The following is a 12,071-nucleotide window of genomic DNA, read 5'->3' as shown; positions in this document are numbered from 1 at the left end:
GTCGATGCCAACGAAAAGGCCAATGCATTCGCATTGGCCTTTTTATTGTCTGCGTTTTACTCGCTCGCCGGAGCAACTCTTAGCAATTGTTCCGGGCATAAAAAAACCGGCTATATCAGCCGGCTTTTTTACGTCCGAAAAAACTTATGCACGTTTTTATGGTTTTTATCATTCAAAAAAATATGCAAACAAATCATAAAGTTACGTACAAGAAACGACGTTTTTCAATGAAACGGTACACAGGTTATCCACAGAATCTCAGACAGCCACCTGATCGTTTGAAACCGGCGCTTGCGGAGCCGGTGGCAGCGAGCCCATTTCCCGTTGCATCTGCTCGTTCCACGCCTGGACCCGGTCGTTCAATTCAGCAATGGCTCGCGGTCCTGTGCCTGCGGCATACATCGGTTCGCCAATGATCACAGTGATGACGCCCTGCTTCTTCGCCCAACCGGTTTTCGGCCAGAACTTGCCTGCGTTGTGCGCAATCGGCAGCACGGGCAATTCGGCGTTGACCGCCAAGGCGCTGCCACCGCGCGAGAACTTTCCGACGGTGCCGAAAGGAACACGCGTGCCTTCAGGGAAGATCAGCACCCAGACATTGTCCTTGAGCAGTTCATCGCCCTTCTTTGCGACATGCTTGAGTGCGGCTTTCGGGTTGTCGCGATCGATGGCGATCGGTCGCAGCATGGCCATGGCCCAGCCAAAGAACGGCACATAGAGCAATTCACGTTTGAGCACCTGGCTCAGCGGTGAAAAGTAGGCAGAGAGAAAGAACGTCTCCCACGTGCTCTGGTGGTTCGACTGAATGACACAAGGCCTTTCAGGTACGTTCTCGGCACCCTTCACTTCGTAGCGGATACCCAGAAACACTTTGCTCAGCCACAAGGCGCAGCGGCACCAGTACACGTTGATAAAGCGGTAGCGTGCCTTGAATGGCAGAAACGGCGCGATGAAAAAACTCAGGCTGCACCACAGCAAGGAACTGGTGCCCAGCAGCAGGTAAAAGAGGAAGGTTCTGATGGCCTGCAATATCGACATGGTGACGTTTACCGTTGCGGGAATTGCCCGTCCTATATAAAGCGCACTTCCCTTTCATCCTTGGTCAGGACCAATCGAAGCGCACACTTACTCAAGGGCATTTGTGGATAAGTTCTGCGGCAATCGCCGCCAGATCGTCAAAAATCAATGTGCCTACCGGAAGGGTCAAGCCCAGAGTCTTTTCGCCTTTCCCGGTCTTTACCAAAACTGGCTGTGAATCGACGGCTTTGGCGGCTTCCAGGTCACCAAGGCTGTCGCCGACGAACCAGAGATTGGTCAGCGACACGTTGTAATGAGCGGCGATGGTTTTCAACATCCCGGGTTTCGGCTTGCGGCAATCGCAGCCTTCGTCCGGCCCGTGGGGGCAATAGACGATCAGGCCGACTTCACCGCCCTGCTCCGCCACCAGCGCGCGCAAGCGCTCGTGCATGGCATCCAGGGTGGCGAGGTCGTAATAACCGCGAGCGATGCCCGACTGGTTGGTAGCGACTGCTACCGTCCAGCCGGCCTTGCTCAACTGCGCGATGGCCTCGATCGATCCGGGGAGCGGAATCCACTCCTCCACCGACTTGATGTAAGCGTCGGAGTCGTAATTGATCACTCCGTCCCGATCGAGAATCAGCAGTTTCAACAGCAGTCCCTCAACCCAGCAGCGAAATGTCGGCGACGCCGAGGAACAACCCACGCAGACGCGCCAGCAACGCATAACGGTTGGCGCGGACTTTTGCGTCCTCTGCGTTGACCATCACGGCTTCGAAGAACGCATCCACGGGCTCACGCAGTGCAGCCAGGCGTGCCAGGGATTCGCTGTACTGACGCGAGGCGGCCATTGGCTGTACAGCCTGGTCAGCCTGCTGGATCGCCGAGTACAGGGAGAACTCGTTGGCATTGTCGAAGTACTTGGCTTCCACGACAGTAGGCACCGAGCCTTCGACCTTGCTCAGCAGGTTCGACACTCGCTTGTTCACCGCGGCCAGGGCAGCGGCTTCCGGCAATTTGCGGAAGGCCTCTACCGCTTGCACGCGCTGGTCGAAGTCCAGGGCCGAGCCTGGCTTCAAGGCACGCACCGACAGGTAGGTCGCAACATCGACGCCTTCGTCTTCGTAACGGGCACGCAGGCGGTCGAAGATGAACTCCAGCACCGATTCGTTCAGGCCGGCAGCCTTGATCTTGGTCCCGAATGCATTCACTGCGAAGGCCACGGCGTCGTTCAGGTCCAGATCCAGTTGCTTTTCGATCAGGATACGCAACACGCCCAGTGCGGCACGGCGCAGGGCGTACGGGTCTTTGCTGCCGGTCGGCAGCATGCCGATACCGAAGATACCCACGAGGGTGTCGAGCTTGTCGGCAATGGCCACGGCCGCACCGGTCAGGGTGCTCGGCAGTTCTGCGCCGGCACCGCGCGGCATGTACTGCTCGTTCAGCGCCAGTGCGACGTCTTCCGGCTCGCCATCGTTGAGGGCGTAGTAGTAACCGGCGACACCTTGCATCTCCGGGAACTCGCCGACCATTTCGGTCGACAGGTCGCACTTCGACAGCAGGCCCGCACGAGCAGCCCACGAAGCGTTGCCGCCAATGCGCGCCGCGATGTAGGCGGCGAGTCTGGAAACGCGCTCGGCCTTGTCGTAGACGCTGCCGAGTTTTTCCTGGAACACCACGTTCTGCAGGCGTTGGTTGAAGTCTTCGAGTTTCTGCTTCTTGTCTTGCTTGAAGAAGAACTCGGCGTCGGTCAGGCGTGGGCGAACCACCTTCTCGTTACCGGCGATGATCTGCTGCGGGTCTTTGCTTTCGATGTTGGCCACGGTAATGAAACGTGGCAGCAACTTGCCGTCGGCGTCCAGCAGGCAGAAGTACTTCTGGTTGTCTTGCATGGTGGTGATCAGTGCTTCTTGTGGCACGTCGAGGAAGCGTTCCTCGAACGAGCACACCAGCGGCACCGGCCATTCGACCAGCGCGGTCACTTCATCGAGCAGGGCTGGCGGAACGATTGCCGTGCCTTCCTGACGGGTGGCCAGCTCTTCGGTGCGCTTGCTGATGATCTCGCGACGCTCGTTGGAGTCAGCCAGCACGTAGGCGGCACGCAGGTCGGCCAGGTAGCTGGACGGCGAACCGATGCGCACGCTTTCCGGGTGATGGAAGCGGTGACCACGGGAATCGCGGCCGGCCTTCTGGGCGAGGATGGTGCAGTCGATGACCCGGTCACCGAGCAGCATCACCAGCCATTGGGTCGGACGAACGAACTCTTCCTTGCGCGCGCCCCAACGCATGCGTTTCGGGATCGGAAGGTCGTTCAGGGAGTCTTCGACGATGGTCGGCAGCAGACTCGCGGTCGCCTTGCCGGCAATGCTCTGGCTGTAGCGCAGTTTCGGACCGCTCTGATCGATTTCGCTCAGATCGACGCCGCACTTCTTGGCAAAGCCCAGTGCCGCCTGGGTCGGGTTGCCTTCGGCATCGAACGCGGCCTGACGTGGCGGGCCGTCGAGGTTGATGCTGCGATCCGGTTGCTGGGTGGCCAGCGAGGTGATCAGCACAGCCAGGCGGCGCGGCGCGGCATAAACGGTTTTGGTCTCGTAGTTCAGGCCGGCAGCTTGCAGGCCCTTGTCGATACCGGCGAGGAACGCCTCGGCCAGGGTGTTCAGGGCTTTGGGTGGCAGTTCTTCAGTGCCCAGTTCAACCAGAAAATCCAGAGCACTCATTGTGCAGCCTCCAGCTTGGCCAGTACTTCATCACGCAGGTCCGGGGTCGCCATCGGGAAGCCCAGCTTGGCGCGAGCCAGCAGGTAGGCTTGCGCAACGGAACGCGCCAGGGTGCGTACACGCAGGATGTATTGCTGACGCGCAGTCACCGAGATTGCCCGGCGCGCATCCAGCAGGTTGAAGGTATGGGAGGCCTTCAACACCATTTCGTAGCTCGGCAACGGCAGCGGCTGGTCGAGTTCGATCAGGCGCTTGGCTTCGCTTTCGTAGAAATCGAACAGTTCGAACAGCTTGTCGACGTTGGCATGTTCGAAGTTGTAGGTCGACTGTTCCACTTCGTTCTGGTGGAACACGTCGCCGTAGGTCACCTTGCCGAACGGGCCGTCAGCCCAGACCAGGTCGTAGACCGAGTCCACGCCTTGCAGGTACATGGCCAGACGCTCGAGACCGTAAGTGATTTCGCCGGTCACCGGGTAGCACTCGATGCCGCCCGCTTGCTGGAAGTAGGTGAACTGGGTTACTTCCATGCCGTTGAGCCAGACTTCCCAGCCCAGACCCCAGGCACCGAGGGTCGGCGATTCCCAGTTGTCTTCGACGAAGCGGATGTCGTGGACCAGCGGGTCCAGACCGACGTGCTTGAGGGAGCCCAGGTACAGTTCCTGGAAGTTGTCCGGGTTCGGCTTCAGGACGACCTGGAACTGGTAGTAGTGCTGCAGACGGTTCGGGTTTTCGCCGTAGCGGCCGTCAGTCGGACGGCGGCTTGGCTGCACGTAGGCGGCGTTCCAGGTTTCCGGGCCGATGGCGCGCAGGAATGTAGCAGTGTGGAAAGTGCCGGCGCCTACTTCCATATCGTAGGGCTGAAGTACCACACAACCTTGCTCGGCCCAGTATTGCTGGAGGGCGAGGATCAAGTCTTGGAAGGTACGCACGGCTGGCGTAGGCTGGCTCACGAAATTCACCTGTTTCTTGGGCTGCGATTTAAAGAGCGGGAGTATACCCGATTCATGGCTGCGCACGCCCCCTGGAGCCTTATGCCACGCTGCTTTTGGTGTTCCGAAGATCCGCTGTACATGGCATATCACGATCAGGAGTGGGGCACGCCGCTACGCGATGCGCAGGGATTGTTCGAGTTGCTTTTGCTCGAAGGGTTCCAGGCCGGCCTCTCCTGGATCACCGTGCTGCGCAAACGCGAGCATTATCGTCAGGTGATGTTCGGTTTTGATGTCCAGCGCGTGGCGCAGATGAGCGATGCCGAAATCGACGAGTTGATGCTCGATCCGGGCATCATCCGCAACCGCCTCAAGCTCAACGCGGCCCGGCGCAATGCCCAGGCCTGGCTGGCGCTGGAGGACCCGGTGGAATTTCTCTGGTCGTTCGTCGGTGGCAAGCCTGTGATCAATCATTTCAAGGATCGCAGCGAAGTCCCGGCCATGACGCCGAACGCCGTGGAAATGAGCAAGGGCTTGAAAAAAGCCGGTTTCACCTTCGTCGGGCCGACCATTTGCTACGCGCTGATGCAGGCCTCGGGCATGGTCATGGATCACACCCGTGATTGCGACCGCTACGCGCATCTGGCGAACGGCGGTTAGAATGGCCGCCTCGCGCACAGCACAAAATCAGGAGTGACCTGTGGATAAGTTGAAAGGCGCCTTGCTGGTAGGCGCTCTGCGGCTGTTTGCCCTGCTTCCGTGGTGGGCCGTGCAGGCCGTGGGCTCGGCGATTGGCTGGGTCATGTGGAAAACCCCGAACCGTTCCCGCGATGTGGTACGGATCAATCTGTCCAAGTGCTTTCCGGACATGGACCCCGCCGAGCGCGAACGTTTAGTCGGACAGAGCCTTAAGGACATCGGCAAGTCCCTGACAGAGAGCGCCTGCGCCTGGATCTGGCCGGCCCAGCGCTCCATCGACCTGGTGCGCGAGGTCGAGGGCCTCGACATATTGAAGGACGCCCTCGCCTCCGGCAAAGGCGTGGTCGGCATCACCAGCCACCTGGGCAACTGGGAAGTGCTCAACCACTTCTATTGCAGCCAGTGCAAACCGATCATTTTTTACCGTCCGCCCAAATTGAAGGCGGTGGATGAGTTGCTGCAAAAGCAGCGGGTGCAACTGGGTAACAAGGTCGCTGCTTCCACCAAGGAAGGCATCCTCAGTGTCATCAAGGAAGTGCGCAAAGGTGGTGCAGTGGGCATTCCCGCTGACCCGGAACCGGCCGAATCCGCCGGGATCTTCGTGCCGTTCTTCGCCACTCAGGCGCTGACCAGCAAGTTCGTGCCGAACATGCTCGCTGGCGGCAAAGCGGTCGGCGTATTCCTGCACGCCCTGCGCCTGCCGGACGGTTCAGGCTACAAAGTAATCCTGGAGGCCGCACCCGAAGCCATGTACAGCACCGACACAGCGCAATCCTGTGCGGCCATGAGCCAGGTGGTCGAGCGCTATGTGCGAGCGTACCCGAGCCAGTACATGTGGAGCATGAAGCGCTTCAAGAAGCGTCCGCCAGGTGAAGCTCGCTGGTATTGATGCTGTGGATAACCCCGTAGGAGCTGCCGAAGGCTGCGATCTTTTGATCTTGCTGTGATAAAAATCAAAAGATCGCAGCCTTCGGCAGCTCCTACAAGGGCTTCTCACAGTCTGCGTTATCTCTGATCAGTGCGCCTGACGCTCGAGCTTCTTCAGGAACACCGTCATTTCCTTTTCGGCCTGTTTGTCACCATGGCCGCGAGCAGCTTCCAGGCCTTGCTCCCAGGCTTGGCGCGCGGCCGCAAAATCCGCCAGCGCCAGGTGGGCCTTGCCCAGTAGTTTCCACGCCGCCGAATACTTCGGATCGAATTCGACGCAACGTTGAAAATGCTCCACTGCCTTGGCGTTCTCTCCCAGATCCAGATAGCCCTTGCCCAGGCCGAAGCGTAGCAAAGCGTTATCCACACCTTTGGCGAGCATTTTTTCCAGGGATTCGATCATGGGGGAGTTTCCGAATGGTTGTCGTTTTCGAAATCGCTTCGCTGGCAAGCCAGCTCTACAGGTTGTGCGCGATTCTCTGTAGGAGCTGGCTTGCCAGCGAAGGCGGCCTAAAGGATCAGAAGAAGCTCAACCCCACATGGAACAGCTTCTCCACATCGCGAATATGCTTTTTATCCACAAGGAACAAAATCACATGGTCGCCCGTTTCGATCACGGTGTCGTCATGGGCAATGATCACCTCTTCGTCGCGGATGATCGCACCGATGGTGGTACCCGGCGGCAGGCCGATGTTCTCGATGGCCTTGCCGATCACCTTGCTCGATTTCGCATCGCCATGGGCAATCGCCTCGATGGCCTCCGCCGCGCCTCGGCGCAGTGAGTGCACGCTGACGATGTCGCCCCGGCGCACGTGGGCCAGCAAGGTGCCGATGGTGGCGAGTTGAGGGCTGATGGCGATGTCGATGTCGCCGCCCTGGATCAGATCGACATAAGCCGGGTTGTTGATGATGGTCATCACCTTCTTCGCACCCAGGCGCTTGGCCAGAAGCGACGACATGATGTTGGCTTCGTCGTCGTTGGTCAGGGCGAGGAACAGATCCGCGTCGGCGATGTTCTCCTCCAGCAGCAGGTCGCGGTCCGAGGCGCTGCCCTGCAGCACCACAGTGCTGTCGAGGTGGTCCGAGAGATGACGGCAACGGGCCGGATTCATCTCGATGATCTTTACCTGATAACGGCTTTCGATGGCCTCGGCCAGACGCTCGCCGATTTGCCCGCCACCGGCGATGACAATGCGTTTATAGGTTTCGTCGAGACGGCGCATTTCGCTCATCACAGCGCGAATGTTCGCTTTGGCGGCAATGAAAAATACTTCGTCGTCGGCCTCGATCACCGTGTCGCCTTGGGGCAGGATCGGCCGGTCACGACGGAAAATCGCCGCGACACGGGTTTCCACGTTCGGCATGTGTTCACGCAGCTGCCGCAGTTGCTGGCCCACCAGCGGCCCGCCGTAGTACGCCCGCACCGCCACCAGTTGCGCCTTGCCTTCGGCGAAGTCGATTACCTGCAAGGCGCCGGGATGCTGGATCAGGCGCTTGATGTAGTTGGTAACCACTTGTTCCGGGCTGATCAGTACGTCCACCGGAATCGCTTCGTTCTGGAACAATTGCTCTTCGCGGGTCAGGTACGCGGCTTCGCGAACCCGGGCGATCTTGGTCGGGGTGTGGAACAGGGTGTGGGCGACCTGGCAGGCGACCATGTTGGTTTCATCACTGTTGGTCACAGCGACCAGCATGTCGGCGTCATCGGCTCCAGCCTGGCGCAACACGGTCGGGAACGAACCGCGACCTTGGACGGTGCGGATGTCCAGGCGGTCGCCAAGGTCGCGCAGGCGTTCGCCATCGGTGTCGACCACAGTAATATCGTTGGCTTCGCTGGCCAGGTGTTCTGCCAGCGAACCGCCGACCTGCCCTGCGCCGAGGATGATGATTTTCATCCAGTCACTCCATTGAATCCGTTTAACCGCGAGCGGCGGCGATCTTGATCAGCTTGGCGTAGTAGAAACCGTCGTGGCCGCCTTCCTGGGCCAGCAACTGGCGACCATGGGGCTGCTTGATGCCGGCCGCCGTGGCGAGGTCCAGTTCGCGGGCGCCCGGCGTGCGGGCGAGGAAGGCTTCGATGACTTCGGTGTTCTCGGTCGGCAGCGTGGAACAAGTGGCGTACAGCAGAATGCCGCCCACCTCCAACGTGTGCCACATGGCATCGAGCAATTCGCCTTGCAGCAGCGCCAGCGCGGCGATGTCGTCGGGTTGGCGGGTCAGCTTGATGTCCGGGTGACGACGGATCACGCCGGTGGCCGAACATGGCGCATCCAGCAGGATGCGCTGGAACGGCTTGCCGTCCCACCACGCCTGGGTGTCGCGGCCGTCGGCGGCAATCAGTTCGGCGCTCAGCTTCAGGCGTTCGAGGTTTTCCCGCACCCGCACCAGGCGCTTGGCCTCCAGGTCTACCGCCACGACGCCGGCCAGTTTTGGCTCGGCTTCGAGAATATGGCAGGTCTTGCCGCCCGGTGCACAGCAGGCGTCCAACACCCGTTGACCGGGGGCCAGGTCGAGCAGATCGGCGGCCAGTTGCGCGGCTTCGTCCTGCACGCTGATCCAGCCTTCGGCGAAACCCGGCAGGCTGCGCACGTCGGCGGCGGCTTCGAGCACGATGCCGTCGCGGCTGTAGACACACGGCGTGGCGGCGATACCGGCATCTGTCAGCAAACCGAGGTAGGCATCACGGGTGTGATGGCGACGGTTGACCCGCAGGATCATCGGCGGATGCGCGTTGTTGGCGGCGCAGATGGCTTCCCACTGTTCTGGCCAGAACGCCTTCAGGGATTTCTGCAGCCAGCGCGGGTGAGCGGTGCGCACCACCGGATCACGCTCCAGCTCGGCGAAAATCGTTTCGCTGTCGCGCTGAGCATTGCGCAGCACAGCGTTGAGCAAACCCTTTGCCCAAGGCTTTTTCAGCTTGTCGGCGCAACCGACGGTTTCACCAATGGCGGCATGGGCCGGGACGCGGGTGTAGAGCAACTGATAAAGACCGACCAGCAACAGCGCCTCGACATCGGCGTCGGCGGCCTTGAACGGTTTCTGCAGCAGCTTGGCCGCCAGTGCCGACAAGCGTGGCTGCCAGCGCGCGGTGCCGAACGCCAGATCCTGGGTGAAGCCGCGATCACGATCCTCGACCTTGTCCAGTTGCGTTGGCAGCGAACTGTTGAGCGATGCTTTTCCGTTCAGGACAGCGGCGAGTGCCTTGGCGGCGGCCAGACGCGGGTTCATTGAGCGTCCGCCGCTTGTCCGAGGACAGTGCCGGTGGCGAATTTCTCGCGGCGGCTGTTGAACAGGTCGCTGAAGTTCAGCGCCTTGCCGCCGGGCAATTGCAGGCGGGTCAGGCACAGGGCCTGTTCGCCGCAGGCGACGATCAGGCCGTCCTTGCTGGCGCCGAGGATTTCACCCGGGGCGCCTTTGCCTTCGGCCAACTTCGCGGCCAGCACTTTCAGGGCTTCGCCATTCAAGGTGCTGTGGGTGATCGGCCACGGGTTGAAGGCACGGACCAGACGCTCGAGCTCAACCGCCGGGCAAGTCCAGTCGATGCGTGCTTCGTCCTTGTTCAATTTGTGCGCATAGGTCGCCAGGCTGTTGTCCTGCACTTCGCCCTCCAGGGTTCCGGCGGCGAGGCCGGCAATCGCCTGGACCACGGCCGGAGGGCCCATTTCGGCCAGCCGATCGTGCAGACTGCCGCCCGTGTCTTCGGCGCTGATCGGGGTGGTGACCTTGAGCAGCATCGGCCCGGTGTCGAGGCCGGCTTCCATGCGCATCACAGTCACGCCACTTTGTGCATCGCCCGCTTCCACGGCGCGCTGGATCGGCGCCGCACCACGCCATCGCGGCAGCAGCGAGGCGTGGCTGTTGATGCAACCCAGGCGCGGAATATCCAGCACCACTTGCGGCAGGATCAGGCCGTAGGCGACCACCACCATCAAGTCCGGCTTCAACGCGGCCAGTTCCGCTTGCGTGTCTTCGTTGCGCAAGGTGGGCGGCTGCAGCACCGGGATGTTGTTCTCTAGAGCAAGCTGCTTGACCGGGCTCGGCATCAGTTTTTGCCCGCGACCGGCCGGACGATCCGGTTGGGTGTAGACCGCGACGATCTCGTAAGGGCTGTCGAGCAGGGCCTTGAGGTGTTCGGCGGCGAATTCCGGGGTGCCGGCAAAGACAATGCGCAGTGGCTCAGTCATGGGTGACGTCTCTTGAAAAGAAAAAGGCTTGCCGCAGCAAGCCTTTGAAGATGGGCATCAGGCGTTCTGGCGATGGAGCTTTTCCAGTTTCTTCTTGATGCGGTCGCGTTTGAGCGTGGACAGGTAATCAACGAACAATTTGCCGTTGAGGTGGTCGCATTCGTGCTGGATGCACACGGCGAGCAAATCTTCGGCGATCAGTTCGTAAGGCTGGCCGTCGCGGTCCAGCGCCTTGACCTTGACCCGTTGCGGGCGATCGACGTTTTCGTAGAAACCCGGCACCGACAGGCAGCCTTCCTGATACTGGCCCATCTCGTCGGTCAACGGTTCGAACTCGGGGTTGATGAACACTCGCGGTTCGGTGCGGTCTTCGGAGAGGTCCATCACGACGATACGTTTGTGCACGTTGACCTGGGTTGCGGCGAGGCCGATGCCAGGCGCTTCATACATTGTTTCAAACATGTCGTCGACCAACTGACGCACTTCGGCGTCCACTACGGCCACTGGCTTGGCGATAGTGCGCAGGCGCGGATCAGGGAATTCGAGGATGTTCAAAATGGCCATAAGCTTGATGATTGCACGTGTGAAGTAAGGTCAGGTCGATGGCCTGGCGGTCCGAAGATGCCGGCTACCGTTGTAAAACGTAGCTCCCTTCTGTTGACAAGCAAGTTTTGACAAGCAAGCCGGGAGCGAGCCACTGAGGGCTCTGGCGTTTTACGCGAACCTACATAATAAAGGGATTCACCGCATGAGGAAATCACTACTCGCCCTGTTGCTCCTGGTCTCGGCAGGTTGGGCGCATGGGCAAGCGCAACTTCGGGAAGACATTCCCACCATTAAGCTCTCGCCTCAGGTGCGCAGCAGCCCGATGAGCGAGGCTATCCCCGGCATTGCGCTGAAATCGATCAACAGCTTTCTACTGAGCAACCGCATCGTCGACAAGGCCGAGGATTTCGACAAGGCGCCCTACATCGTCGCCGGCGATGCCGAGCGCGTACTCAGCGGCGCGGGTGACCGCATCTTTGCCCGCGGCCATTTCGATCTGGCGCAACCGGCGTACGGCATCTTCCGCCAAGGCAAGGTCTACACCGATCCGCAGAGCAAGGAGATTCTAGGGATCAACGCCGACGACATCGGCGGTGGTGAGGTCGTCGCCGTCGAAGGAGACGTCGCCACCCTGGCCTTGCAACGCACGACCCAGGAAGTGCGCATCGGCGATCGCTTGTTCAGCGGTGAAGAGCACACGATCAACTCGACCTTCACGCCCAATGCACCGAGCCACGAAATCAATGGTTTGATCATCGATGTGCCGCGTGGGGTCACGCAGATCGGCGAGTTGGACGTGGTTACGCTGAACAAGGGGCAGCGCGACGGCCTGGCCGAAGGCAATCTGCTTGCGGTGATGAAGACCGGCGAAACCGTGCGCGACCGGATCACCGGCCAGCCGTTGAAAATTCCCGATGAGCGCGCTGGTCTGCTGATGGTTTTCCGTACCTACGACAAACTCAGTTATGGGCTGGTGCTTAGCGCTACGCGCTCGCTATCGGTGATGGACAAGGTGCGAAATCCGTAAGCCTGCCTCACAAGTTACCAACAGA

Annotated in this window: 11 protein-coding genes and 1 pseudogene; 3 read left to right on the top strand and 9 right to left on the bottom strand. The window is 60.4% G+C overall.

Features of this window, described 5'->3' with window-relative positions; genetic code table 11:
• Nucleotides 1-258: 258 nt before the first annotated feature.
• From KW849_RS23585 to glyQ, 4 genes are all read right to left on the bottom strand, one after another.
• Nucleotides 259-1,038, bottom strand: a complete 780-nt coding sequence (locus KW849_RS23585; RefSeq protein ID WP_108218790.1) for a 1-acyl-sn-glycerol-3-phosphate acyltransferase — start codon at nucleotides 1,036-1,038, stop codon at nucleotides 259-261.
• A 91-nt stretch (nucleotides 1,039-1,129) separates the two neighbouring features.
• Nucleotides 1,130-1,675, bottom strand: a complete 546-nt coding sequence (gene gmhB, locus KW849_RS23580) for a D-glycero-beta-D-manno-heptose 1,7-bisphosphate 7-phosphatase (protein WP_218431571.1) — start codon at nucleotides 1,673-1,675, stop codon at nucleotides 1,130-1,132.
• A gap of 4 nt (nucleotides 1,676-1,679) precedes the next feature.
• Complete coding sequence (gene glyS / locus KW849_RS23575; RefSeq protein WP_218431488.1) at nucleotides 1,680-3,734, bottom strand: glycine--tRNA ligase subunit beta; 2,055 nt, start codon at nucleotides 3,732-3,734, stop codon at nucleotides 1,680-1,682.
• The gene (gene glyQ, locus KW849_RS23570; RefSeq protein WP_003187265.1) at nucleotides 3,731-4,684 is read right to left on the bottom strand and encodes a glycine--tRNA ligase subunit alpha; all 954 of its coding nucleotides are present in this window, start codon (nucleotides 4,682-4,684) and stop codon (nucleotides 3,731-3,733) included. The genes glyS and glyQ overlap by 4 nt, the downstream gene beginning before the upstream one ends.
• A gap of 81 nt (nucleotides 4,685-4,765) precedes the next feature.
• On the opposite strand from glyQ, the gene tag reads away from it, so the two are divergent.
• Both tag and KW849_RS23560 read left to right on the top strand, forming a co-directional pair.
• A complete protein-coding gene (gene tag / locus KW849_RS23565; protein WP_218431487.1) occupies nucleotides 4,766-5,323 on the top strand; it encodes a DNA-3-methyladenine glycosylase I in 558 nt (185 codons plus the stop codon).
• Nucleotides 5,324-5,363: 40 nt separating this feature from the next.
• Nucleotides 5,364-6,251 carry a lysophospholipid acyltransferase gene (locus KW849_RS23560; RefSeq protein WP_218431486.1) on the top strand — a complete coding sequence of 296 codons (888 nt, stop codon included), beginning with the start codon at nucleotides 5,364-5,366 and terminating at the stop codon, nucleotides 6,249-6,251.
• A gap of 126 nt (nucleotides 6,252-6,377) precedes the next feature.
• Here the strand turns inward: KW849_RS23560 and KW849_RS23555 are convergent, their stop codons facing one another.
• From KW849_RS23555 to def, 5 genes are all read right to left on the bottom strand, one after another.
• Nucleotides 6,378-6,692, bottom strand: coding sequence for a tetratricopeptide repeat protein (locus tag KW849_RS23555; RefSeq protein WP_218431485.1), 315 nt, complete (start codon nucleotides 6,690-6,692; stop codon nucleotides 6,378-6,380).
• 115 nt (nucleotides 6,693-6,807) lie between these two features.
• Nucleotides 6,808-8,184 (bottom strand): Trk system potassium transporter TrkA, encoded by a 1,377-nt coding sequence (gene trkA / locus KW849_RS23550; protein WP_104450374.1) that lies wholly within the window; start codon nucleotides 8,182-8,184, stop codon nucleotides 6,808-6,810.
• Between the two features lie 22 nt (nucleotides 8,185-8,206).
• Complete coding sequence (gene rsmB / locus KW849_RS23545; protein WP_218431484.1) at nucleotides 8,207-9,517, bottom strand: 16S rRNA (cytosine(967)-C(5))-methyltransferase RsmB; 1,311 nt, start codon at nucleotides 9,515-9,517, stop codon at nucleotides 8,207-8,209.
• Entirely contained in the window at nucleotides 9,514-10,473 is a 960-nt protein-coding gene (gene fmt / locus KW849_RS23540) for a methionyl-tRNA formyltransferase (RefSeq protein ID WP_218431483.1), read from the bottom strand. The genes rsmB and fmt overlap by 4 nt, the downstream gene beginning before the upstream one ends.
• A gap of 57 nt (nucleotides 10,474-10,530) precedes the next feature.
• The gene (gene def, locus KW849_RS23535) at nucleotides 10,531-11,037 is read right to left on the bottom strand and encodes a peptide deformylase (RefSeq protein ID WP_108218782.1); all 507 of its coding nucleotides are present in this window, start codon (nucleotides 11,035-11,037) and stop codon (nucleotides 10,531-10,533) included.
• Between the two features lie 217 nt (nucleotides 11,038-11,254).
• On the opposite strand from def, the pseudogene KW849_RS23530 reads away from it, so the two are divergent.
• Nucleotides 11,255-12,046 (top strand): annotated as a pseudogene (locus KW849_RS23530) (peptidoglycan-binding protein); the annotation flags it as partial.
• Nucleotides 12,047-12,071 lie beyond the last annotated feature (25 nt).

This window comes from Pseudomonas sp. PDM26, from assembly GCF_019219185.1.
In the GTDB taxonomy this organism is placed as follows: Bacteria; Pseudomonadota; Gammaproteobacteria; order Pseudomonadales; family Pseudomonadaceae; genus Aquipseudomonas.
The sequence above is the reverse complement of the archived record's forward strand: the minus strand, read 5'-3'. Positions and strand labels throughout refer to the sequence as shown.